Origin of the sequence: Streptomyces sp. NBC_01210 (genome assembly GCF_036010325.1) — a bacterium.
Taxonomy (GTDB): Bacteria; Actinomycetota; Actinomycetes; order Streptomycetales; family Streptomycetaceae; genus Streptomyces.
Map to the genome: position 1 here is coordinate 1,615,218 of NZ_CP108549.1, position 23,524 is coordinate 1,638,741.

A 23,524-nucleotide genomic window follows, 5' to 3' on the forward strand; every position below is an offset into this window, starting at 1 on the left:
TTACTTGCTCTCCTCGGTGCGCGCGTGGGTGGGGCTGACGGCGGGCTCATTGCCGCCCAGAAGCAGATACAGGACGGCCATGCGGGTCGAGACGCCGTTGGCGACCTGCTCGACCGCCGTGCAGCGGTCGGAGTCGGCGACCTGCGCCGTGATCTCCATGCCGCGGTTCATCGGTCCGGGGTGCATCACGATGGCGTGCTCGGGCATCCGGGCCATGCGGTCGCCGTCCAGGCCGTAGCGGCGTGAGTATTCGCGCTCGGTCGGGAAGAAGGCGGCGTTCATGCGCTCGCGCTGCACACGCAGCATCATCACGGCATCGGACTTCGGCAGCACCTCGTCCAGGTCGTACGAGACCTCGCACGGCCAGTTCTCGACACCGATCGGCACCAGGGTGGGCGGGGCGACGAGGGTGACCTGGGCGCCGAGGGTGTTCAGCAGCAGGACGTTGGAGCGGGCCACCCGGCTGTGCAGCACGTCGCCGACGATCGTGATGCGGCGTCCTGCGAGGTCACGCCCTATCCCGGCATCCGGGCCGACCAGGCGGCGGCGCATGGTGAAGGCGTCGAGCAGCGCCTGGGTGGGGTGTTCGTGGGTGCCGTCGCCGGCGTTGACGACCGCGCCGTCGATCCAGCCGGAGGTGGCGAGCCGGTAGGGGGCTCCGGAGGCGCCGTGCCGGATGACGACGGCGTCCGCGCCCATCGCCTCCAGGGTCAGCGCGGTGTCCTTGAGGGACTCGCCCTTGGAGACCGAGGATCCCTTGGCGGAGAAGTTGATCACGTCGGCGGAGAGCCGCTTGGCGGCCGCCTCGAAGGAGATCCGGGTCCGGGTCGAGTCCTCGAAGAAGAGGTTGACGACGGTACGGCCGCGCAGGGTCGGCAGCTTCTTGATCGGCCGGTCCGCGACCCGGGCCATCTCCTCGGCGGTGTCGAGGATGAGAACGGCGTCGTCGCGGGTGAGGTCGGCGGCCGAGATGAGGTGACGCTTCATCTGGGTGTGCTCCGTTGTCTGGAAGTCGTGGGTCCGGGGGCCTGCGGCGGAGCCGCCATCGGGATGCGGCCCCGGACACACAGCGGCATGCGGGCGCGCGGGCGGCACGTCCGTACGAGGGTCCGGAGGGCGTACGGAGGTGCTACTGCTCGCCGGCCGGGGCGGTCTCGCGCACACCGAGCAGCACGGTGTCGCGACCGTCCTCCTCGGCGAGCTGAACCTTGACCGTCTCCCGCAGCGACGTGGGGAGGTTCTTGCCGACATAGTCGGCGCGGATGGGGAGTTCGCGGTGGCCGCGGTCGACCAGGACCGCGAGCTGTACGGCGCGCGGTCGGCCGATGTCGCCCAGTGCGTCGAGCGCGGCGCGGATGGTGCGGCCGGAGAAGAGCACGTCGTCGACGAGGACGACCAGCCGGCCGTCGACGCCGTCACCGGGGATCTCGGTGCGCGCCAGCGTGCGGGCGGGCCGCATACGCAGGTCGTCGCGGTACATGGTGATGTCGAGGGAGCCGACCGGAATCTTTCGGCCGGTGATCTCTTCGAGCTTGTCGGCCAGCCGGCGGGCAAGGAACACACCGCGGGTCGGAATGCCGAGAAGCACCACGTCGTCGGCGCCTTTCGCGCGTTCGACGATCTCGTGGGCGATGCGGGTCAGTACCCGCGCGATGTCGGGAGCCTCGAGAACGGGGCGCGCCACATCGGAACTGTCGTGCGAGTCCATATGAAACGGACCTCCTTCTCCGCCTCACGGGACGGATCTTAAAGGACGTCGGAATTACGCCATCAACGGTACCAGGGCCTTGCGCGGCCCCGGCTCCCGCCCCTCGTCCCGCCCCCGGCAGCACCCGCTACGGACCATTCGGCTTGACGAGTCCAAGTAACGCTGCGTAACCTCACAGTGAGTGACCAGCCGCGCGGCGGAGCCGCACGTCGACACAGTGTCCGGGGAGCTATATGTCCAGCGAATACGCAAAGCAGCTCGGGGCCAAGCTCCGCGCCATCCGCACCCAGCAGGGGCTTTCCCTCCACGGCGTGGAAGAGAAGTCCCAGGGCCGCTGGAAGGCCGTCGTGGTCGGCTCGTACGAGCGTGGCGACCGTGCCGTGACCGTGCAGCGCCTTGCCGAGCTGGCGGACTTCTACGGCGTCCCGGTGCAGGAACTGCTTCCTGGCACCACGCCGGGCGGGGCCGCCGAGCCGCCGCCGAAGCTCGTCCTGGATCTGGAGCGCCTGGCCCACGTCCCGCAGGAGAAGGCCGGCCCTCTCCAGCGGTATGCCGCCACGATCCAGTCCCAGCGCGGCGACTACAACGGCAAGGTGCTGTCGATCCGCCAGGACGACCTGCGCACCCTCGCCGTCATCTACGACCAGTCGCCGTCGGTCCTGACCGAGCAGCTCATCAGCTGGGGTGTGCTCGACGCGGACGCGCGGCGCGCGGTCGCGCATGACGAAGGCTGACGCCACTTCAGGAGAAACGTCACGTCGGAGGGCGAACCCGGTTGTTCCGGGTTCGCCCTCCGGTGCGTTCGGGGGTTGGTCCCCGGCCGACGTCGGCCGTGGAAGCCGAACATGCACCGGGCCCGTGGCGGAAGACTGTTCGTCTTCCGCCACGGGCCCGGTGGAGCCGATCGCGCCCTAGTCTCGGCGCAGGCTCGGCTTGAGGTCCTTGAAGCGGCCCAGCAGGCCGTTCACGAACGACGGGGACTCGTCGGTGGAGAACTCCTTGGCGAGTTGCACCGCCTCGTCGATCACCACCGCGTCCGGGGTCTCGTCCACCCACACCAGCTCGTACGCACCGAGCCGGATGATGTTCCGGTCGACGACCGGCATCCGGTCGAGCGTCCAGCCGACCGAGTAGGTGGCGATGAGGTCGTCGATCCGGTCCGCGTACTCCGCGTACCCCTCGACCAGCTCCATCGTGTATTCGCCGACCGGCGGCTGCCGGTCGTCGGTCCGCGCGTGCCGCACCCAGTCCGCGAGGACCGTCTGCACGGAGGTACCGCGCTGGTCGGCCTCGAAGAGGATCTGGAAGGCGCGCTTACGGGCCTTGTTCCGGGCAGCCACGGTTACCTGTTCACCCGGCCGAGGTACTCACCGGAGCGGGTGTCGACCTTGATCTTCTCACCGGTGGTGATGAAGAGCGGGACGCCGATCTCGAAACCGGTCTCCAGCGTGGCCGGCTTGGAGCCACCGGTGGAGCGGTCGCCCTGGACGCCCGGCTCGGTGTGCTGGATGACCAGCTCGACGGAGGCCGGCAGCTCGACGTAGAGCACCTCGCCCTCGTGCGTGGCGACGCTGGCCGTGAAGCCCTCGATCAGATAGTTGGCGGCGTCGCCGACGGACTTGCGGTCGACCATCAGCTGGTCGTACGTCTGCATGTCCATGAAGACGAAGTACTCGCCGTCCATGTACGAGAACTGCATGTCGCGGCGGTCGACAGTGGCCGTCTCGACCTTCAGGCCGGCGTTGAACGTCTTGTCGACGACCTTGCCGGAGAGCACGTTCTTGAGCTTGGTGCGCACGAAAGCAGGGCCCTTGCCGGGCTTGACGTGCTGGAACTCGACGACGGACCAGAGCTGGCCTCCGTCGAGCTTGAGCACCATGCCGTTCTTGAGGTCGTTCGTGGAAGCCACGGTTGCGGAATCTCCTGGACTGACGCTGGTGGACGACCGGGGAAGCGCGCTGCAGCGAAGCTAGAGCGCGAGCAGCTCCTTGGTCGTGATGGTGAGTAGCTCGGGTCCGCCGTCCGCCTCCTGGCGTACGACGAGCGTGTCATCGATCCGGACACCGCCCCGGCCCGGGAGGTGGACCCCCGGTTCGACGGTGACCGGCACACAAGCGTCCAGTTTACCCATGGCCGCAGGTGCCAGCTGCGGGTCCTCGTCGATTTCGAGCCCTACACCGTGCCCGGTGAGCGGCGCGAGGCCCTCTCCATGGCCCGCGGCGTCCAGGATCTGCCGGGTCGCATGGTCCACGTCGCGGTACGCGGCGCCCGGCACGAGAGACTCCCGGCCGGCCCGCTGAGCGGCGAAGACAAGGTCGTACAGCTCGATCTGCCAGTCCGCCGGGGTCGCCCCGATCACAAACGTACGGCCGATCTCGCACCGGTAGCCGCGGTAGTTGGCGCCGACGCAGACGGAGAGGAAATCGCCCTCCTCGACCCGGCGGTCGGAGGGCCGGTGGCCGCCTTGCCCGGAGTTGGGTCCGGTGGCGACCGAGGTCGCGAAGGCGGGGCCGTCGGCGCCGTGGTCGACGAGTCGGCGTTCCAGCTCCAGCGCGAGATGCCGCTCGGTGCGGCCCACCAGGATCGACTCCAGCAGCTCGCCGAGGGCCTGGTCGGTGATCTCCGCCGCGATCCGCAGGCAGGCGATCTCCTCCTCGTCCTTGACGAGGCGCTGCTGCTCGACGGCGAGACCGAGGTCGGTGAGGCGCAGCCGGGGCGCCACCGAACCCACCGCCCGGTGCCTGGCGACGGTCAGATGGTGTTCCTCGACGGCGAGCGACTCCACCCCCACCGTCCTCGCCAGCTCTGCGGCCGCGACCGCCGGATCGCCGGCCGAGGTCGGCAGGACGGTCAGCCGCAGCTGTTCGTCGGGACGGCCGTCGGCGGGATCGCCGGTGGGCGTACGAGGGCAGAGCAGGACGTCTTCGCCCGGGCCGACCAGCAGTACGGCGCCGGGCGGCGCTCCGCCCGCGAGATAGCGGACGTTGGCGGGGCGGGAGACCAGGGCCCCTGCGCTGCCGGTCGCCGCGCACCGGTCGCGCAGCCTGCCGCGGCGGATCCCATAGACCTCTGACATGCCACGAGCCTACGAGCGTGGGCCCGGCCCGGCCTGATCAGCGCGTCCGACCGGGGGTGGGCACGCGAGTGCGCGGCCTACCAGTTCGGCGGGCTGGCGATGGAACGGGCGAGTACGTCGTCGAGGACCCGTGCCGTGGTCTCCACGTCGTACTTGGAGTTGTCGATGATCGGCAGCCCCGATCCGTACCAGCCGGCCATCCGGCCGTGGATGCTCGCGACTTCCTCGTCCGAGAGGCGGCGGTTTCCGCTGCGCTCGGCGTTGCGTTCCAGGACGATCTCGAGGCCCGGCAGGAGGACCACGGGCAGCAGACCGGGGCCGACATGGCGCTTCCAGCCGCCCAGGCCGACGACGGGCCGGTCGGGGAAGACCGCGTCGTCGAGGATGCAGGAGATCCCGTTGGCCAGGAAGTTGCGGGCGGCGAAGCCGCAGGTGCGGCGGGCGAGGCGGTACTGGGCCTCGGAGTGGTCGTTCCAGCCGGACTGCGGGTCCGCGAAGCCGGAGCAGACCCATTCGCGTACGTCGTCGAGGCTGATGTGCGCGGTGGGGACGCGGCGTCCGGCGGCCCAGTGGCGCGCCACGGTCGTCTTCCCGGCACCGGCCGGGCCGATCAGCAGGACGGCGAGGGTGGTCGCGCCGGTGCCGATCTCGGCGGGTGGCGGGGCGGGTATGGGAACCGGCCCGCCCGGCGGCAACTGGATGTGCCCCGTGGTGTCGCGGGACGGCGGCGCGGAGTCGTGCTGAGGGGCGGGGCTCGTCCAGCCGGGGGCGGAATGGCCGCCTTGCGGCTGCGGAGGTCCGACGGGAGCCGCGGGATGCCCGCCGTGCGGCCGTCCCTGCGGGGGCGGGGGCCCGGCAGGGGTCGCGGGCGGAGGTCCGGCGGGAGCCGCGGGACGGCCGCCCTGCGGCACACCGTGCGGCGGCGGAGGGCCGACGGGCGGCGGCGGTCCGGCGGGAGCCCCCTGCACAGGCCCCGGGTGCTGGGCGCTGTGTGTCCATCCGGCCGGTCCGTGCCCCGGTCCGTGGGGCGGCGGCAGCGGAGCCCCCACTGCTTGCTGCATCCGGTGCCACTCCGTCTCGTACGACTGTCGCTGGTCAGGCGGCAGCTGGGCCGCCTTGCTACCGAACGGTACCTCCCCCGGCCGCCACAGTGGGAACGGCCGGGGCAGGCCCAAAGTGCCCTGTCAGCCGGTCAATTCTTCGGCCAGCGCGCGCAGGGCGAGGCGGTACGAGCCGACGCCGAAGCCGGCGATCGTGCCGCTGGCCACGGCCGCGACCACCGAGGTGTGCCGAAATGCCTCGCGCGTATACGGATTGGAGATGTGCACCTCGATGAGCGGGGCGGTCCGCTGAGCGGCCGCGTCGCGCATCCCGTACGAATAGTGCGTGAAGGCACCGGGGTTGAGAACGACCGGAATTGAACCGTCCGCGGCCTCGTGCAGCCAACGGATCATCTCGCCCTCGTCGTTCGTCTCGCGTACGTCGACATCGAAGCCGAGCTCCTTGCCGAGCGCCTGGCAGGTCTCCACCAGCCCGGCGTAGGAGGTCGCGCCGTAGACGTCGGGCTCGCGGGAGCCGAGCCGCCCGAGGTTGGGGCCGTTGAGGACCAGCACCCGACGGGTCACGCGGACACCTCTCCGTAGGCTGCGAGCAGTACCGCCGGGTCCGGGCCTTCCAGCACGGTCGGCTTGGCGAGACCGTCGAGGACGATGAAGCGCAGCAGGTTGCCGCGGGACTTCTTGTCGACCTTCATGGTCTCCAGGAGCTTGGGCCACTGGTCGCCGCGGTAGGTCAGCGGCAGTCCGACGGACTCCAGGACGGAGCGGTGCCGGTCGGCGGTCGCGTCGTCAAGACGCCCTGCCAGCCGGCCCAGTTCGGCGGCGAAGACCATACCGACCGACACGGCCGCGCCGTGCCGCCACTTGTAGCGCTCGTTCTTCTCGATCGCATGCGCGAGGGTGTGGCCGTAGTTGAGGATCTCGCGCAGTCCGGATTCCTTGAGGTCGTTGGAGACGACCTCGGCCTTGACCCGGATCGAGCGCTCGATCAGCTCGGCGGTGTGCGGCCCCGCCGGCGTACGCGCACCCTGCGGATCGGCCTCGACCAGGTCGAGGATGGCGGGGTCGGCGATGAAGCCGGCCTTGATGATCTCGGCCATGCCGCTGACGTAGTCGTTGACCGGCAGCGAGTCCAGGGCGGCCAGATCGCACAGCACTCCGGCCGGTGGATGGAAGGCCCCGACGAGATTCTTGCCCTCGGCGGTATTGATGCCGGTCTTCCCGCCGACCGCCGCGTCGACCATGCCGAGCACGGTCGTCGGGACGGCGATCCAGCGCACCCCGCGCAGCCAGGTCGCCGCGACAAAGCCGGCGACGTCGGTGGTGGCTCCGCCGCCGACGCCGATGATGACGTCGCTGCGGGTGAATCCGGTCTGGCCGAGCGCCTTCCAGCAGTACGCCGCGACCTCGACGGTCTTGGCCTCCTCGGCGTTCGGCAGCTGGACGGCGATGGCTTCGTAGCCCTGGGAGGCGAGATCCTCGCGGATCGCGTCTCCGGTGCCGGCGAGCGCCTCGGGGTGCAGTACCGCCACCCGCTGGGCGCGCGGGCCGATCAGCCCGGGCAGCTCGCCCAGGAGTTGCCGGCCGACGAGCACCTCGTACGGATCGGAGCCTTCCGTGCCGCCGACCTGGATACGGGTCACTGCCTGATCGGTCATACGTCCTTCAGCTCCAGTGCGTCGAGGACCGCCTGGGCGACCTCTTCGGGGGTGCGGTCGTCGGTGGCCACGACGACGCGTGCCACTTCGGTGTAGAGATGGCGGCGGGCGTCCATCAGCTCCCGCCACTGCCGGCGCGGATTGACCGCGAGCAGCGGGCGCGCCTGGTTGAGGCCGACCCGCCGGACCGCCTCCTCCACGTCCATCGAGAGATAGGCGACGGGCAGGCCCGCCAGCAGTTCACGGGTCGAGTCGTCGAGGATCGCGCCGCCGCCGAGTGCGAGCACTCCGGGGTGCTCGGTCACGGCGGCCCGTACGGCCTTGCGCTCGAGGTCACGGAAGTACGGTTCGCCCTCGTCGACGAAGATGTCCGAGATCTCCCGGCCCTGGGCCGCGACGATATCGGCGTCGGTGTCCCGGTAGGCCACGCCGAGCCGCTCGGCGAGCAGCTCACCCACGGTGGACTTTCCCGAGCCCATGGGCCCGACCAGGACGATCAGCGGGGCGTTCACCGGATGTGCAGGTTGTCGAGGTAGGACTGCACGTTGCGGCGGGTCTCGGAGACGCTGTCTCCGCCGAACTTCTCGGCGACGGCGTCCGCGAGGACGAGCGCCACCATCGCCTCGGCCACGATCCCGGCGGCCGGTACGGCACAGACGTCGGAACGCTGGTGGTGGGCGGCCGCGACCTCGCCGGTGGCGACGTCGACCGTGGCCAGCGCACGCGGCACGGTCGCGATCGGCTTCATCGCGGCCCGTACGCGCAGCAGTTCACCGGTGGACATGCCGCCCTCCGTACCGCCGGAGCGGCCGGATGTGCGGCGGATGCCGTCCTCGGTCGGCACGATCTCGTCGTGCGCCTTCGACCCCGGTACCCGCGCCAGCTCGAAGCCGTCTCCGACCTCGACACCCTTGATGGCCTGGATGCCCATCAGGGCGGCCGCGAGACGGGCGTCGAGGCGCCGGTCCCAGTGCACATGCGAGCCGAGACCGACCGGCACGCCGTAGGCCAGCACCTCGACAACGCCGCCGAGGGTGTCACCGTCCTTGTGGGCCTGGTCGATCTCCGCGACCATCGCCTTCGACGCGTCCGCGTCCAGGCAGCGCACCGGATCCGCGTCGAGCTTCGCCTCGTCGGCGGGGACGGGAACCACGCCGTACGGAGCCTTGGCGGCGGCCAGCTCGACGACGTGGGAGACGATCTCGATGCCCGTCGTCTCCTTGAGGTACGAGCGGGCGACCGCGCCGAGCGCGACACGCGCCGCGGTCTCGCGGGCGCTGGCCCGCTCCAGGATCGGCCGGGCCTCTTCGAGCGCGTACTTCTGCATGCCGGCCAGGTCGGCGTGGCCGGGGCGCGGGCGGGTCAGCGGGGCGTTGCGGGCCAGCTTCGCGAGTTCATTGGGGTCGACCGGGTCGGCCGACATGACCTGCTCCCACTTCGGCCACTCGGTGTTGCCCACCATGACTGCCACCGGCGAGCCCATGGTCAGTCCGTGCCGTACGCCACCGAGGAAGGTGACCTCGTCACGCTCGAACTTCATCCGCGCACCGCGTCCATAGCCGAGGCGCCGCCGGGCAAGGTGGTCCGCCACCATCTCGGTGGTGATGGGCACACCGGCGGGAAGACCCTCCAGCGTCGCCACCAGTGCGGGTCCGTGCGACTCCCCCGCCGTCAGCCAACGCAACCTGCTCAACGGTGCTCCTCCTGCTCGCGCCTGGAACTGCGACGGCGCGACCGGGTGCGCGGCCCTGGCCCGCCTCCTCCGATCCTCCCACGTCCGGAGCCGTGACCTGGTCTCCGGTCCATCAACCGGACGCCCGGGCCCGCCTCAGCCTCACCAGCAGCACGATCACGGCGATACCGACGGCCAGTCCGGCGTACGCCTGGGGAGGCACCATGTGCAGAAGGAACCTGACGGTGATCTCCGGGACGCGCCCTGCGAGATTCACGCAGTTCCGCCGCTGGTCAGCGCCTTCTCTCCGGCGGCCCGCATGGCCGCGAGCGGGGCGGGGGTCCGCCCCGTCATCTGCTCGACCTGAAGCACCGCCTGGTGGACCAGGAGGTCGAGGCCGCCGACGACGTCTCCGTCGTGCCGCGACCAGGCGGCGGCGAGTGCGGTCGGCCAGGGGTCGTACAGCACGTCGAAGAGCGTCCCGGGGCGGGCCGGTACGGCGTGCGCCAGCTCGTCGGTGGCACCGGCCGGCGTGGTGGCGATGACCAGCGGCGCACGCAGCGCCGCGGTGGCCTCGGCCCAGTCGGCGATACGCACCTCGACACCGAGCCGCTCGCCCCAGCCGCGCATCTCGTCCGCCCGGGCGGCACTGCGTACATAGGCGGTGACCGGTCCTGTACAGACCCGCGAGAGCGCGGCGACAGCGGACGACGCGGTCGCGCCCGCGCCCAGCACCGCGGCCGATTCGACCTTGTCGACGCCCCGCTCGCGCAGTGCGGCGACCATGCCGGGGATATCGGTGTTGTCGCCGAGACGGCGGCCGTCCTCGGTGAGGACCACCGTGTTGACGGCTTCAACCGAGGCCGCGGTGTCACTGATGCCGTCGAGCAGCGGAATGATCGCGCGCTTGAGCGGCATGGTCAGCGACAGCCCGGCCCAGGAGTCGTCGAGCCTCTCCACGAACTCCGGCAGCCCCGCCTCGTCCACCTCGAAACGGTCGTACGACCAGTGGGCGAGGCCGAGTTCCGCGTAGGCCGCCCGGTGCAGGACCGGAGAGAGGGAGTGGGCGATCGGCGATCCGAGGACCGCCGCCCGCTTCGGAGTGCTCACTGCCTGTTCTTCTCCTGCTGCTCTTCGTACTTCTTACGGTTCCGCTCGTGCTCCGCGTTGGTGACCGCGAAGAGCGTCTCGTCCTCGGTGATCGACACGAAGTAGTACCAGGGGCCGGGCGTCGGGTTGAGCGCCGAGCCGAAGGCGTCCAGGCCCGGGTTGCTGATCGGGCCCGGCGGCAGACCCTTGATGTCGTACGTGTTGTACGGATCTTTTATCTTCCGCAGGTTGTCCACGGAACCGACGTCGAGAGTGCTCTCGCTCTTGATGAAGTTGATCGTCGAGTCGAACTCGAGGCGCCCGACCGTCTCGGCGTTGTTCGGCTTGAGGCGGTTGTAGACGACTCGCGAGACCTTGTCGAAGTCCTGCTTGTACTTGCCTTCGGCCTGGACGAGGCTCGCGACAGTGAGAACCTCGAGCGGCGACTTCAGGCCCAGCCTCGCGGCCTCGGCCTTGAGGTCCCTCTTGCCGAATGCCTCGTTCGCCTGGGCGACCATCTTCTGAAGGACAGCTTCCGGCTTCATACCCTTGGCGACCGGATACGTATCGGGGTAGAGGAAACCCTCCAGCGGGTCCTTGATGTCCCGGTTGTCATCGGCCCAGTCGGGCAGGCCCAGGGTCTTCACCTTGGCCGTCGCCACGGCCTTGGTGGTTCCCGCCTTGACTCCGAGGCGCTTGTCGATCTGCTCGTAGACCCAGGAATTGCGCTTGCCCGGGGGGACGATCAGGTTGTTGCGGCTGGCCGGGTTGAGCATGGCGGCTACCGCGTTCTTGCCGGACATGCCCTTGGCGAGCGTATAGACGCCGGCTTCGATGCTCTTTCCGTCGGCGGCGGAGACGAAGGCGCCCGAGCTCTTGACGACACCGGCCTCCCTGAGGATGGTGCCGATCTCTCCGAGGCCCGCCCCCTTGGGGATGTCGATCTGGGCCGAGCCGCTTCCGGCGCCGGTGTAGTCCTCGGGCGCGCCGAACTGGCCCTGCCAGAACTGGTAACCGAAGTAGCCGGCACCGCCGAGGCCGCCGACGAGAATCAGCGAGACAACCAGACAGGCGACGCCGTTGCGGCTCTTCTTCTTGGTCTTGCCGCGGCCGTCGCGGCCGCCGCCCCGGCGCGGCTCGTCGTCGTACTCACCGTCGTCGTCCCGGCCGTCGTCGCCGGTGAAGAAGGGGTGGGTCTCCTCCTGCGGCGCCTCCGCATCCCAGTCGGACGTGGGCGGCTCCGGCTCGGCCTGACGTCGGCCGGGGGGCTGCGGCGGCGGGTAGGCCTCAGGAGTGGCGTAGTAGTCGGCCTCCTGCTGGCTGCCATAGCCGGGCTGCCGGCCGCCGTATGTGTCGGCGGGGTCCACTCCGTACGGCATGGCGGGGTGCTGGCCGGTGTCCCAGGCACCGTTGTACTGCTGCTGGTCGTTGTACTGCTGTTGCTGCTGGCCGTTGTACTGCTGCTGTTGTTGCTGACCGTACCGCTGTTGTTGCTGGTCGTACTGCTGTTGCTGTTGCTGGTCGTACTGCTGCTGGTACGGGTCCTGCTGGTACGGGTCCTGCTGGTTGCCGTACTGCTGCGGCTGCTGCGGGTACTGCTGCTGCGGCTGGCCGCCGTACGGAGGCTGGCTGGCTGCAGCCTGCTGTCCTCCCCATCCCTGGTCCCCGTACAAGGGGTCCTCGGGATGCCACGGTTCGGAGCCGGAGCTCCGGCCATACTCAGTCATCGATCCCCTAGGGCCGCGAGGCGGGCATTGAGCCGTCCCGCCTCTTTGCTGTGCGGCAGCTGTTCGAACACCGCCGCATCGCGCGGAACGTTACCGTATCGCGATCAGACAACCACTTCGACGCCCTCGCCGGGTGCCTCACCGGACGCCCGTTCGGACTCCAGAGCGTTCTGAAGGATCACCACAGCGGCAGCCTGGTCGATGACGGACCGGCCCTTTTTGGACTTCACGCCCGAAGCGCGAAGCCCCTGACTGGCCGTCACTGTGGTCATCCTCTCGTCGACCAGTCGGACCGGAATGGGAGCGATGCCGCGTGCGAGCTCCTGCGCGAAGCCGCGGACCTTGACCGCGGCCGGGCCCTCACCGCCGCTGAGCGAGCGGGGCAGGCCCACGACGACCTCGATCGGTTCGTACTCCTCGACGATCTGCCGCAGCCGCCGGTGGGCGGCCGGGACATCGCGTCCCGGCACGGTCTCCACCGGCGTGGCGAGGACCCCGTCGGGGTCGCACGAGGCGACCCCGATCCGGGCGTCCCCGACGTCGATCGCGAGACGGCGTCCTCTGCGCATCAGCGTCAGGCCGTCTCGGCGACGAGGCGCTCGACGGCCGCCACGGCGTCGCCGATGGCATCCGGGTTCTGGCCGCCGCCCTGGGCGACGTCCGGCTTGCCGCCACCGCCGCCGCCGAGGGTCTTGGCGGCGGTACGGACCAGGTCACCGGCCTTGAGACCGCGCTCACGGGCGGCCTCGTTGGTGGCGATGACCGTGAGCGGGCGGCCGTTGGCCGTGGTGAACAGGGCGACCACGGCCGGGCGGTCGCCGGCCCCCGACGACTGATTCAGCCGGCCGCGGACGTCGAGGACCAGCTTGCGCAGATCGTCGGCGCCGGTGCCGTCCGGCACCTGGCCGGTGACGACAGCCACGCCACGTACGTCCTTGGCACCCGAGGCAAGACCGGCGGCGGCCTGCAGAACCTTCTCCGCGCGGAACTTCTCGATCTCCTTCTCGGCGTCCTTCAGCTTGCCGAGCATGGCGGAGATCTTCTCGGGGAGCTCCTCGGAACGGCCCTTGACCAGCTCCTGGAGCTGGGCGACGACCGTGTGCTCCTTGGCGAGGAAGTTGTAGGCGTCGACGCCGACGAGAGCCTCGATACGGCGCACCCCGGAACCGATCGACGACTCGCCGAGCAGCTTCACCAGGCCCAGCTGGGCGGTGTTGTGCACGTGCGTACCGCCGCAGAGCTCCTTGGAGAAGTCACCGATGGTGACAACACGCACGCGCTCGCCGTACTTCTCGCCGAACTCGGCGATGGCGCCCTGCTTCTTGGCCTCGTCGATGCTCATGACCTCGGCCTGGACGTCGAGTTCACGGGCGAGGACTTCGTTGATCTTCTGCTCGACGTCGGTGAGCACCGTGCCGGGTACGGCGGCGGGCGAACCGAAGTCGAAGCGGAAGCGGCCCGGCGAGTTCTCCGAACCGGCCTGGGCGGCAGTCGGGCCGAGGGCGTCGCGCAGCGCCTGGTGCGTGAGGTGCGTGGCGCTGTGGGCGCGGGCGATGGCACGGCGACGCTTGATGTCGATGGCAGCGTAGGCGGAGGCGCCGACCGTCACCTCGCCCACCTGCACCGAACCCTTGTGCACGCTGACACCCGGGACCGGCTGCTGCACATCGCGGATCTCGATGACGGCGCCGGTGTCGAGCTTGATCCGCCCTTGGTCGGCCAGCTGGCCGCCGCCCTCGGCGTAGAAAGGCGTGCGGTCGAGTACGACCTCGACCTCGTCGCCCTCGGTGGCGGCGGGCGACGGAACACCGTCGACCAGCAGGCCGACGATCGTCGACTCGCCCTCGGTGGCGGAGTAGCCGGTGAACTCGGTGGAGCCGGAGTTGTCGGCGACCGCGCGGTAGGCGGACAGATCGGCGTGACCGGTCTTCTTGGCCTTGGCGTCGGCCTTGGCGCGCTCCCGCTGCTCCTTCATCAGACGGCGGAAGCCGTCCTCGTCCACGGAGAGCCCCTGTTCGGCAGCCATTTCCAGGGTGAGGTCGATCGGGAAGCCCCAGGTGTCGTGGAGCAGGAACGCCTTGTCGCCGGAGAGGACCTTGCCGCCCGAAGCCTTGGTCTCGGTGACGGCGGTGTCGAGGATGTTGGTGCCGCCCTTGAGGGCCTTGAGGAACGCGGCCTCCTCGGCGAGGGCCACGGCCTCGATGCGCTTGCGGTCGGTGATCAGTTCCGGGTACTGCTCGCCCATGGTCTTGATGACCGTGTCGGCGAGTTCGGCGACGACCGGTCCGGTGGCGCCCATCAGCCGCATATTGCGGATGGCGCGGCGCATGATGCGTCGCAGCACATAGCCGCGACCCTCGTTGCCGGGGGTGACGCCGTCGCCGATGAGCATCACGGACGTACGGATGTGGTCGGCGACCACGCGCAGCGAGACGTCCGAGCCGTGGTCGGCGCCGTAGCGCACGCCGGTGAGCTCGGTGGCCTTGTCCATGACGACGCGCAGGGTGTCGGTCTCGTACATGTTCTGTACGCCCTGCAGGATCATGGCGAGACGCTCGAGGCCGAGGCCGGTGTCGATGTTCTTCGACGGCAGGTCGCCGAGGATCGGGAAGTCCTCCTTGCCGTCGCCGGCGCCGCGCTCGTACTGCATGAAGACCAGGTTCCAGATCTCCACATAGCGCTCGTCGTTGACGGCCGGGCCGCCCTCTTCGCCGAACTCCGGGCCACGGTCGTAGTTGATCTCGGAGCAGGGGCCACAGGGTCCGGGGACGCCCATGGACCAGAAGTTGTCCTTCTTGCCCAGGCGCTGGATGCGCTCGGCCGGTACGCCGATCTTGTCGCGCCAGATCTGCTCGGCCTCGTCGTCGTCGAGGTAGACCGTGATCCAGAGCCGCTCGGGGTCCAGTCCGTAGCCACCGTCGGCCACAGAGCTGGTCAGCAGCTCCCAGGCGTAGGTGATGGCGCCTTCCTTGAAGTAGTCGCCGAAGGAGAAGTTGCCGCACATCTGGAAGAACGTGCCGTGGCGGGTGGTCTTGCCGACCTCTTCGATGTCCGGCGTACGGACGCACTTCTGCACGCTGGTGGCGCGCGGGGCGGGCGGCTTGGCCTCACCGAGGAAGTACGGCTTGAACGGCACCATGCCCGCGGGGACCAGCAGCAGAGTCGGGTCGTCCGCGATGAGCGACGCCGAAGGCACGACGGTGTGCCCGCGCTCCTCGAAGAAGCTCAGCCAGCGGCGGCGGATTTCAGCCGACTCCATCAGTGGTCCTCATTCCGGTTGTGCGAGGGGTACGAGTTGTACGTGTGCTTCGGTCGGTCGATGGCAGCGAAGCGTCGCTGCGCGGGGAGTTCGGGCTCGGCGGGTGCCTCCAGGCCCAGCGCCTCGCCCAGTTCGGCCTCGCGCTGGACCATGCCGGCCCTGACGTCGAGTGCGAAGTCCTTGAGCTTGTGGCCCGCGTCGATCGCCTTGTTCGCGGCCTGCGCCGCGAGGCTCTCGGGGGTCAGCTGCTTGAGCTTGCGGTTGACCTTGGTGGTGGCCCAGACGCCGGCTGCGGCGCCCGCGGTGAACCAGAAAGTACGGCGGAACATCGAGCGTCAGCCTTTCCGCTTCTTGCGCCGGGCGGCCGGCACGGTGCGGCCGGCGATCACCGCACGACGGGACGGCGCCGCGGCTGGCGTGTCATCGCTCCTGCGGCTCATGGCCCGGCGTACGCCATAGCCGAAGGCGGCGACCTTGACCAGCGGGCCGCCGAAGGTCGAGGCGACGGTCGTCGAGAGCGCCGATGCGTTGGAGGTGACTTCCTGGACGTCCGTCGCGATGGCGTCGACCCGGTCGAGCTGGGTCTGCGCGGAGCGCACCGTCGCGGAGGCGTCGGCGAGCAGCGGCACCGCCTGCTCGGTCACTTCCGCCACGAGTTTGGTGGTCGCCCTGAGCGTCTGGGCCAGCCTCACCAGCACCACGGCGAGGAAGGAGACCAGGATCGCCCAGAAGACGGCCACCAGGATCCCGGCAACCTCTCCACCGGTCACTCTGCACCGCTCTCTGCTCGTCGATGGGTCCTCGAAAATCGTCCTCCGACCCTATCGCGCCCAGGGTCGCACCCCCTACCGCATTCCGGGCGGGGGAAGGGGGTTGCACAAGCCGATTGTACGGAGTGCACACATGTCGGTACGCACGGTGTTCCATACGACGCGACCATCGCTCCTGCGCCTCCGCCGACAAATCATCGTCCGGCCCAGGGCAATCTCCCCGCAGAGCTGAACCGGTTCGTCGGCCGGGCCGAAGAACTGGCCGAGCTACGCCGCCTCCTCGACAACTCCCGGCTCGTCACCGTGGCCGGAACGGGCGGCGTCGGGAAGTCGCGGTTCGCCGTGCAGGGCGCCGCAGCACTGCAGAATCGGTACGGCGACGGCGTCTGGCTCGCCGAACTCGCCACGCTCCGCGAATCCCGACCGGCGGCGCCGGATCGACCGCGCCCGCAGCTTGGGTCGGCAGCCTGCGGTCCGTCCGGCGGCCCTGGGAACGCGAGAGCCCGCCGGCTCCCCCACCGGTAAGGGCGGGGAAGCGGCGGGCTGAAGCGCTGTGAGCTACGCCTTGATCAGCGGGCGTAGTACTCGACGACCAGCTGCTCGTCGCAGATGACCGGAACTTCCTTGCGCTGCGGGTCGCGGTCCAGGCGGAACGCCAGGGCCTTCAGGTTGACCTGCAGGTAGCGGGGGGTCTCGCCGTCGGCGGCGAAGCCACCCTCACGCGCGACCTGGAAGAGCGACTTCTCGCGGCTGCGCTCGCGGACCATCACGACGTCGTCGGGACGGACGCGGAACGACGGCTTGTCGACCTTGCCACCGTTGACCTCGATGTGGCCGTGGACGACCATCTGACGGGCCTGGTAGATGGTGCGGGCGATGCCCGAACGCAGGACCAGGGCGTCGAGGCGGCGCTCGAGCTCGATGACCAGCGCGTCGCCGGTCTTGCCCTCGGCCTTCTTGGCGCGGTCGTAGGCACGCGCCATCTGGCGCTCGCTGATGTCGTACTGGGCGCGCAGACGCTGCTTCTCGAGCAGACGCACCTTGTAGTCAGAGTTCTGCTTGCGGCCACGGCCGTGCTCGCCCGGCGGGTAGGGGCGGGCTTCGAAGTACTTGACAGCCTTCGGCGTCAGCGCAATACCGAGCGCGCGTGACTTCTTGACCTTGGGACGCGACTGGTTAGGCACGTTCTCCAGACCTCCGTTGTAGGTTAGGTTAGGCTCACCTTACTCAAGGAGATCGCATGTCTCGCCCTGGGAACACCAAACGCATCACGGACAGCACAAAGAACGTCGACGCTTCACAGAGCATCGAGGCGACGGAGGTCCGATCAGCTCATGGTCAGCCGCGTCCCAGCGGGCTTGAAATCACTCGAATGCCGTCAGCAGCCGAGCGCACACGAACTCTCGTACAGAGTACATGCTCCGCGGTGGTGCTCATCGCGGGGCTGGACGGAGCACGTCCTGAGCAGCTGACACGTTCTGAGCAGCTGACACCTCGAGCACGGGTCGTGGGGCAGGACGGCGAGGTGTTCCTGCTGTTTCCGGCCGACTCACCGGCCGTGCGGGCCGCCACGCACGCGCAGGACGACGAGCTGTCCGCTGTGCTGGAGATCACCGACGTCGCGCCGGTCTCCGTGCCCCATCGCATCCGCGGCCGCGCCTGGATCTCCGGCTGGCTCACCTGCGTACCCGGCCTGGCAGAGCCCGGCTGCACGATGCTGCGGCTCGAGGTGGGTGAGGCGTACGTCGACGATCTGTGGGGCGCGGAGAGCGTGGAGCCGGAGGAGTTCGCGCAGGCGTCCGTCGATCCTCTCGTGGCGCACGAGGCCGGCCTGCTGCAGCACCTGCACTCCGCGCACGGCGAGCAGGTGCAGCGGCTGTGCGGGCTGCTCGGGGAGCGAACGGACGGGACGGTGAACCGGCAGCGCGCGGTGCCACTGGCGCTGGACCGGTTCGGGCTGCGGGTGCGGTTCGTGGGCGAGCAGTGCTTCGACGCGCGCTTCGACTTTCCCACGCCGGTACGCGATGTCACCGAGCTGCGCCGGGCGATGCACACGCTCTTCGAGGCGGCTTCGCACTGACCGGCGCGGGTCGGCGTGGGTCGGCGTAGACCGGCGCGGGTCGGCGTGGGTCGGCGTAGACCGGCGTGGGTCGGCGTGGGGCGGCGTAGGTTCGCCGGATTCACCGCCCTTCACCGCCCTTCGGCCTGGCCCTCCACGCGCAGCCGCTCGCGCACCTTCTCGACCACATCGGCGTAGCGCGCCTCCGCGCCGTACCGCGTGGGCTCGTAGTAGCGCTTGCCGTGCACCGCGTCCGGGGCGTACTGCTGGGGCGCGATCGCGCCCGGCACATCGTGCGGATAGACATAGCCCTGGGCATGGCCGAGCTTGGCCGCACCCTTGTAGTGGCCGTCGCGCAGATGCGGCGGGACCGCTCCGGCCAGTCCGTTCCGTACGTCCGCGAGCGCGGCGCCGATGGCGGTGGTGGCGGCGTTCGACTTGGGGGCCAGCGCCAGCGCGATGGTGGCGTGGCTGAGGGTGAGGGCCGCCTCGGGGAAACCGATCATGGCCACGGCCTGAGCGGCGGCAACCGCGGTCGGCAGAGCCGTCGGGTCCGCGAGGCCGATGTCCTCGCTCGCCGAGATCATCAGCCGGCGGGCGATGAACCGCGGGTCCTCCCCCGCCTCGATCATGCGCGCCAGATAGTGCAGCGCCGCGTCCACATCGGAGCCGCGGATGGACTTGATGAGAGCGCTCGCCACGTCGTAGTGCTGGTCGCCGTCGCGGTCGTACTTCACCGCAGCGCGGTCGACAGTCTCCTCCAGCGTCTGGAGGCTGATCGCCTTCTCGCTCTTGTCGATCGCCGCGCCGGCCGCGGCCTCGAGCGCGGTCAGCGCCCGGCGGGCGTCGCCGCCCGCGATACGCAGCAGATGCGCCTCGGAGTCCTCGGGAAGTGCGACCACGCCGCCCAGTCCGCGTTCCGCGGTGAGCGCCCGGTGCAGCAGTCCGCTCAGATCCTCGTCGGTGAGCGATTCCAGTGTGAGCAGCAGGGAGCGGGAGAGCAGCGGGGAGATGATCGAGAAATACGGGTTCTCGGTGGTGGCGGCGATCAGCGTGACCCAGCGGTTCTCCACGGCAGGCAGCAGAGAATCCTGCTGCGCCTTGGAGAAGCGGTGGATCTCGTCGAGGAAAAGGACGGTCTCCTTGCCGAAGCCGCCGACAGCGCGGCGGGCGCCGTCGATGACCGCCCGGACCTCTTTGACACCCGCGGTGATCGCGGAGAGCTCCACAAAGCGCTTGTTGGTGGCCTTGGAGACGACGTACGCGAGGGTCGTCTTGCCGATGCCGGGCGGGCCCCAGAGGATCACGGACGAGGGGCCTGCGGGGCCGCCGCCGCCTTCGCCGACGAGTCGGCGCAGCGGCGATCCCGGCTTCAGCAGATGCTGCTGGCCGACGACTTCATCGAGGGTGCGCGGACGCATCCGAACGGCCAGGGGGCTGCTGGACGGATCCTTCTCCTGGCGTTCTTCGGCTGCGGCGGTAAAGAGGTCGGGCTCCACGCTGTGAAGCCTACTGGGGGGTCCGGGGGTGTCCCCCGGGAGGATGCAGTAGGCCACTGACAGCCCCGCCCGGCCGGGTCAGCTGGTCCAGAAGTCCCACCAGCGGGTCAGGATCAGCATGCCGATGATCCCGATCCACAGCACCGGCGGCATCCAGTGGAACTCCAGCAGGCCCTTCCGCAGCCCCTCCGGGACCTTGATGACGTAGTGCCTGATGTTGTGCAGAGTGACGTAGCAGAACATCACGATCGTGGCGACCCAGGCCAGCGAGCACCACAGGCACAGCGAGTTGATGTTGTACAGCGACTGGTACTGCAGCCAGGTGCAGAAACCGACGCCGAAGAGACAGCCGGCGTTGAGACCGAGCCAGTACCAGCGGCGGTAGCGCGCCCCGGCCAGCAGCGCGACCCCGATGGCGATCACCATCGAGTACGCCACCAGACCCATCATCGGATTCGGGAACCCGAACGCCGAGGCCTGATCGCTCTTCATGATGTTGCCGCAGGAGACGACCGGGTTCAGGCTGCAGCCCGGGGTGAACGACGGGTCCTCCGCCAGCTTGATCTTGTCGATCGTGATCACCCACGAGGCCAGCAGCCCCGCCGCACCCGTGATCACCAGCAGCCAGGCGAAGGCACGACTGCCACCGATCGTGCCCTTGGAGCCGTCGGCCTGCCGGCCGGAGGACACGTCGTCAACAGGTGCAGTCTTCATATCGCCGATCCATCGCTCAGTAGCCAGCTGGGGCAGGGTCATTCTGCCGCACTCGCCCCCGCGTCCACCGTTCGATGGACATAAGGATGTACGGACGGTCGTCCCGGACTGCTCACCTACGGGAGCAAGCTCCTCCCAGGCCCCCGTACGCCCTTCGGACGTGTCCTCAAACGCCGACGGGCCTGATCCGCAAGCCCGTCGGCGTTTGAGGCGCGTGGTCCGGGGCGGAGCCCCGCAACCGGCCCGGGTATCAGGCCAGGCGTTCGCGGATCGTGTTCGCCGCGTCCGCCAGCGGCACCGGCGACTGCTCGCCGGACTGCATGTCCTTCAACTGGACGACGCCCTCCGCGAGGTCGCGCTCACCGGCCACGACCGTGTACCGCGCGCCCGAGCGGTTCGCACTCTTCATCGCGCCCTTCAGGCCCTTCGCTCCGTACGAGAAGTCGGCCGCCACTCCCGCCCGGCGCAGCTCGGTCACCAGGCCGAAGAGTACGCGCCGCGCCTCCTCGCCGAGCGGGACCGCGAACACGCTGGTGGTGGAGGGGAGTTCGAGCTCGATGCCCTCCGCCTCCAGCGCCAGGATCGTACGGTCCACGCCGAGTGCCCAGCCGACCGACGGGAGCGCCGGGCCGCCGATCATCTCGGAGAGGCCGTCGTAGCGGCCGCCGCCGCCCACTGCGGACTGCGAGCCGAGACCGTCGTGGACGAACTCGAACGTCGTGCGCGTGTAGTAGTCGAGGCCGCGCACCAGCTTCTCGTCGTCCTCGTACCCGACACCCGCCGCGGTCAGCAGCTCACGCACCTCCTCGTGGTACGCCTTGCACGCGTCGCACAGATAGTCGCGCAGCATCGGCGCGCCCACCAGCTGCTTCTGCACCTCGGCGCGCTTGTCGTCGAGGACCCGCAGGGGGTTGATCTCGATCCGGCGCCGGGTGTCCTCGTCCAGCTCGAGCGCGCGCAGGAAGCTCTGCAGCGCGTCCCGGTAGACGGGGCGGCACTCCTTGTCGCCCAGCGAGTTCAGCAGGATGCGGAAATCGCGCAGTCCGAGCGAGCGGTACGCCTGGTGGGCCAGGATGATCAGTTCGGCGTCGAGCGCCGGGTCCTCAGCGCCGATCGCCTCGGCGCCGACCTGCGAGAAGTGCCTGTAGCGGCCCTTCTGCGGGCGCTCGTAGCGGTAGTACGAGCCCGAGTACCAGAGCTTCACCGGCAGGTTGCCGGCCTTGTGGAGGTTGGCCTCCAGCGCCGCGCGCAGCACGGACGCGGTGCCTTCGGGACGCAGCGCCAGCTTGTCGCCGCCCTTGGTCTCGAAGGCGTACATCTCCTTGGACACGATGTCGGTGGACTCGCCGACACCGCGCGAGAACAGCTCGACGTTCTCGAATCCGGGCGTCTCGATATAGCCGTAGCCGGAGTTCTTCAGCGGCGCGGCGATCGCCTCACGCACAGCGAGGGTCACCGCGGACTTCGGCGGAATCAGGTCGTACGTGCCCTTGGGGGCCTGAAAGGTGCTCACGGGAAACTCTCGTCACATTCCTCGTCGGGGAGCTTCGGCGCTCCCGAGGCCGGCGGCCACATCCCGCAAGTACGGATTGGCGGCACGCTCGCGGCCGATGGTCGTCTGGGGGCCGTGGCCGGACAGCACCACGGTCGAGTCGTCGAGCGGCAGGCACACACGCGCCAGTGACTCGAGCATCTCGGCGTGGTCGCCGCCGGGCAGGTCCGTGCGTCCGATGGAGCCGGCGAAGAGCAGATCTCCCGAGAAGAAGACCGACGGGATGTCATCGGCCTCGGGCATCTGAAACGTCACCGACCCCTTGGTATGGCCGGGCGCATGCGCGACCGAGAAGTCGAGACCGGCGAGGCGCAGCTCGGCGCCGTCGGTCAGTTCCTTGACGTCGTCCGGCTCTCCCACGGTCAGCTCGCCCATCAGCGGCATCCCGATCGACCGGCCCAGCGCCTTCTCCGGGTCGCTCATCATGTACCGGTCCGCGGGGTGGATCCACGCGGGTACGTCATGGGCTCCGCACACCGGCACGACCGAGGCGACATGGTCGATGTGGCCATGAGTCAGCACGACGGCGACAGGCTTGAGCCGATGCTTCGCAAGCGCTTCTTCGACTCCCTGAGCGGCCTGGTGGCCGGGGTCGATGATCACGCACTCCTCGCCTGCGGCCGGGGCGACCAGGTAACAGTTGGTCCCCCAGGCCCCTGCGGGGAACCCGGCAATAAGCACGTTCGTCCTCGGTGTGGTCGTCGAGAGGGATAAAGCTGTATTGAATTGCAGCAGATCAGAGCCTACCGGCGCTGCTCGTCCCACAGCCAACCCGTATACGGTACGGGGCACACTCGGCCGGTCGGCATCACGCGACATACAAGGAGAAGACCCGGTGGTCAGCAGCGATCAGCGGCGGCGTCAGCTCGCCAGGGAGAAGTTCGAGCGCCAGCAGCAGCGTCGGCAGAAGTCCCGGAAGGCGAAGCAGCGGAATACGATCATCGCGGCTGCGGTCGTGTTGGTGCTCGCCGGGGGCGCCGCGTACGCCTCGGTCGGGCTCTCCGACGGGGACGCCAAGGTCAAGGAGTCGGCGGACGACAGCCAGTCCCCCAGCGCCACCCCGTCCAAGAGCGAGAGCACCAGCCCCGAGCCCGCCATGGCGATCGACAAAGCGGCGAAGTACTCGATGTCGCTCAAGACGAACGAGGGCGACATCAAGATCGCGATGGACGCGGCGAAGACCCCGCACACCGCGAACTCCTTCAAGTCCCTCGCGGACAAGGGGTACTTCAACGGCACAAAGTGTCATCGGCTGACCACGCAGGGCATTTTCGTGCTGCAGTGCGGCGACCCGAAGGGCGACGGCACGGGCGGGCCCGGCTACACGATCCCCGACGAGAATCTGACCGCGCTGGGTAAGGCGGCCGCCGACGGCACGGTGACGTATCCGGCCGGGACGGTGGCGATGGCCAATACCGGCCAGCCGCACTCCGGAGGCAGTCAGTTCTTCCTCGTCTACAAGGAGACAAAGCTGCCGCCCAGCTACACGCCGTTCGGAATGATGGACGAGGCGGGCCTGAAGGTCGTCCAGGACGTGGCGAAGGCCGGAGTCGCGGGCGGGGCCCAGGACGGCGGCCCGAAGAAGGCCGTCACCATCGAGAAGGCGGCTGTCACGAAGGTGTGAGCCGGGCAATTTCGGCCGCGCTGAGTGCGGACAGCCGGGCGGCCGGTCGCCTAGATTGG

The 23,524-nt window shown here is 69.5% G+C and carries 25 protein-coding genes; 3 read left to right on the plus strand and 22 right to left on the minus strand.

The features are described from left to right. Both OG735_RS07150 and pyrR read right to left on the minus strand, forming a co-directional pair. The gene (locus OG735_RS07150) at window positions 1-987 is read right to left on the minus strand and encodes an aspartate carbamoyltransferase catalytic subunit (RefSeq protein WP_327322283.1); all 987 of its coding nucleotides are present in this window, start codon (window positions 985-987) and stop codon (window positions 1-3) included. Between the two features lie 142 nt (window positions 988-1,129). After that, window positions 1,130-1,708 (minus strand): bifunctional pyr operon transcriptional regulator/uracil phosphoribosyltransferase PyrR, encoded by a 579-nt coding sequence (gene pyrR / locus OG735_RS07155; RefSeq protein ID WP_327322284.1) that lies wholly within the window; start codon window positions 1,706-1,708, stop codon window positions 1,130-1,132. A 233-nt stretch (window positions 1,709-1,941) separates the two neighbouring features. Here pyrR and bldD point away from each other — a divergent pair, with 233 nt between their 5' ends. After that, window positions 1,942-2,442: a transcriptional regulator BldD gene (bldD, locus tag OG735_RS07160; protein WP_023542978.1), complete on the plus strand. Its 501-nt coding sequence runs from the start codon at window positions 1,942-1,944 to the stop codon at window positions 2,440-2,442. Window positions 2,443-2,619: 177 nt separating this feature from the next. Here bldD and nusB read toward each other — a convergent pair whose 3' ends face one another. The 16 genes from nusB to rpsD all read right to left on the minus strand — a co-directional run bounded on the left by nusB (window position 2,620) and on the right by rpsD (window position 17,201). Beyond that, the gene (nusB, locus tag OG735_RS07165) at window positions 2,620-3,048 is read right to left on the minus strand and encodes a transcription antitermination factor NusB (RefSeq protein WP_327322285.1); all 429 of its coding nucleotides are present in this window, start codon (window positions 3,046-3,048) and stop codon (window positions 2,620-2,622) included. A gap of 2 nt (window positions 3,049-3,050) precedes the next feature. Continuing rightward, a complete protein-coding gene (gene efp / locus OG735_RS07170; RefSeq protein ID WP_327322286.1) occupies window positions 3,051-3,617 on the minus strand; it encodes an elongation factor P in 567 nt (188 codons plus the stop codon). A gap of 60 nt (window positions 3,618-3,677) precedes the next feature. Then, window positions 3,678-4,784, minus strand: coding sequence for an aminopeptidase P family protein (locus OG735_RS07175; RefSeq protein WP_327322287.1), 1,107 nt, complete (start codon window positions 4,782-4,784; stop codon window positions 3,678-3,680). 77 nt (window positions 4,785-4,861) lie between these two features. Beyond that, the gene (locus tag OG735_RS07180) at window positions 4,862-5,845 is read right to left on the minus strand and encodes an AAA family ATPase (RefSeq protein ID WP_327322288.1); all 984 of its coding nucleotides are present in this window, start codon (window positions 5,843-5,845) and stop codon (window positions 4,862-4,864) included. Window positions 5,846-5,968: 123 nt separating this feature from the next. Then, a complete protein-coding gene (gene aroQ / locus OG735_RS07185) occupies window positions 5,969-6,409 on the minus strand; it encodes a type II 3-dehydroquinate dehydratase (protein ID WP_327322289.1) in 441 nt (146 codons plus the stop codon). After that, window positions 6,406-7,500 (minus strand): 3-dehydroquinate synthase, encoded by a 1,095-nt coding sequence (gene aroB / locus OG735_RS07190; protein ID WP_327322290.1) that lies wholly within the window; start codon window positions 7,498-7,500, stop codon window positions 6,406-6,408. Before aroB ends, aroQ begins: the two co-directional genes overlap by 4 nt. Then, window positions 7,497-7,979, minus strand: a complete 483-nt coding sequence (locus OG735_RS07195; protein ID WP_327328231.1) for a shikimate kinase — start codon at window positions 7,977-7,979, stop codon at window positions 7,497-7,499. Before OG735_RS07195 ends, aroB begins: the two co-directional genes overlap by 4 nt. Window positions 7,980-8,008: 29 nt before the next feature. Continuing rightward, complete coding sequence (aroC, locus tag OG735_RS07200) at window positions 8,009-9,193, minus strand: chorismate synthase (protein WP_327322291.1); 1,185 nt, start codon at window positions 9,191-9,193, stop codon at window positions 8,009-8,011. A gap of 112 nt (window positions 9,194-9,305) precedes the next feature. Continuing rightward, window positions 9,306-9,449, minus strand: coding sequence for a hypothetical protein (locus tag OG735_RS07205; protein ID WP_327322292.1), 144 nt, complete (start codon window positions 9,447-9,449; stop codon window positions 9,306-9,308). Continuing rightward, window positions 9,446-10,282 carry a shikimate dehydrogenase gene (locus tag OG735_RS07210; RefSeq protein ID WP_327322293.1) on the minus strand — a complete coding sequence of 279 codons (837 nt, stop codon included), beginning with the start codon at window positions 10,280-10,282 and terminating at the stop codon, window positions 9,446-9,448. Before OG735_RS07210 ends, OG735_RS07205 begins: the two co-directional genes overlap by 4 nt. Continuing rightward, the gene (mltG, locus tag OG735_RS07215) at window positions 10,279-11,988 is read right to left on the minus strand and encodes an endolytic transglycosylase MltG (RefSeq protein WP_327322294.1); all 1,710 of its coding nucleotides are present in this window, start codon (window positions 11,986-11,988) and stop codon (window positions 10,279-10,281) included. The genes OG735_RS07210 and mltG overlap by 4 nt, the downstream gene beginning before the upstream one ends. Window positions 11,989-12,092: 104 nt before the next feature. Beyond that, complete coding sequence (gene ruvX / locus OG735_RS07220; RefSeq protein WP_327322295.1) at window positions 12,093-12,557, minus strand: Holliday junction resolvase RuvX; 465 nt, start codon at window positions 12,555-12,557, stop codon at window positions 12,093-12,095. Between the two features lie 5 nt (window positions 12,558-12,562). Then, the gene (alaS, locus tag OG735_RS07225) at window positions 12,563-15,247 is read right to left on the minus strand and encodes an alanine--tRNA ligase (RefSeq protein WP_327322296.1); all 2,685 of its coding nucleotides are present in this window, start codon (window positions 15,245-15,247) and stop codon (window positions 12,563-12,565) included. Then, window positions 15,247-15,576 carry a DUF6167 family protein gene (locus OG735_RS07230; protein ID WP_327322297.1) on the minus strand — a complete coding sequence of 110 codons (330 nt, stop codon included), beginning with the start codon at window positions 15,574-15,576 and terminating at the stop codon, window positions 15,247-15,249. The genes alaS and OG735_RS07230 overlap by 1 nt, the downstream gene beginning before the upstream one ends. A gap of 6 nt (window positions 15,577-15,582) precedes the next feature. After that, window positions 15,583-16,017, minus strand: coding sequence for a DUF948 domain-containing protein (locus OG735_RS07235; RefSeq protein ID WP_327322298.1), 435 nt, complete (start codon window positions 16,015-16,017; stop codon window positions 15,583-15,585). Between the two features lie 569 nt (window positions 16,018-16,586). Then, complete coding sequence (gene rpsD, locus OG735_RS07245) at window positions 16,587-17,201, minus strand: 30S ribosomal protein S4 (protein WP_266542113.1); 615 nt, start codon at window positions 17,199-17,201, stop codon at window positions 16,587-16,589. 188 nt (window positions 17,202-17,389) lie between these two features. Here rpsD and OG735_RS07250 point away from each other — a divergent pair, with 188 nt between their 5' ends. Further along, the gene (locus OG735_RS07250; protein WP_327322299.1) at window positions 17,390-18,097 is read left to right on the plus strand and encodes a DUF2470 domain-containing protein; all 708 of its coding nucleotides are present in this window, start codon (window positions 17,390-17,392) and stop codon (window positions 18,095-18,097) included. Between the two features lie 110 nt (window positions 18,098-18,207). On the opposite strand, the gene OG735_RS07255 is transcribed toward OG735_RS07250, so the two are convergent. From OG735_RS07255 to OG735_RS07270, 4 genes are all read right to left on the minus strand, one after another. Next, window positions 18,208-19,575, minus strand: a complete 1,368-nt coding sequence (locus tag OG735_RS07255) for a replication-associated recombination protein A (protein WP_327322300.1) — start codon at window positions 19,573-19,575, stop codon at window positions 18,208-18,210. Window positions 19,576-19,653: 78 nt separating this feature from the next. Continuing rightward, on the minus strand, window positions 19,654-20,289 hold the full coding sequence (locus OG735_RS07260; protein WP_327322301.1) for a vitamin K epoxide reductase family protein: 636 nt from the start codon (window positions 20,287-20,289) through the stop codon (window positions 19,654-19,656). 250 nt (window positions 20,290-20,539) lie between these two features. After that, window positions 20,540-21,802, minus strand: coding sequence for a histidine--tRNA ligase (gene hisS / locus OG735_RS07265; protein WP_327322302.1), 1,263 nt, complete (start codon window positions 21,800-21,802; stop codon window positions 20,540-20,542). 12 nt (window positions 21,803-21,814) lie between these two features. Continuing rightward, window positions 21,815-22,522 carry an MBL fold metallo-hydrolase gene (locus OG735_RS07270; RefSeq protein ID WP_327322303.1) on the minus strand — a complete coding sequence of 236 codons (708 nt, stop codon included), beginning with the start codon at window positions 22,520-22,522 and terminating at the stop codon, window positions 21,815-21,817. Window positions 22,523-22,676: 154 nt separating this feature from the next. On the opposite strand from OG735_RS07270, the gene OG735_RS07275 reads away from it, so the two are divergent. Beyond that, window positions 22,677-23,465: a peptidylprolyl isomerase gene (locus OG735_RS07275; protein WP_327322304.1), complete on the plus strand. Its 789-nt coding sequence runs from the start codon at window positions 22,677-22,679 to the stop codon at window positions 23,463-23,465. Window positions 23,466-23,524: the final 59 nt, after the last annotated feature.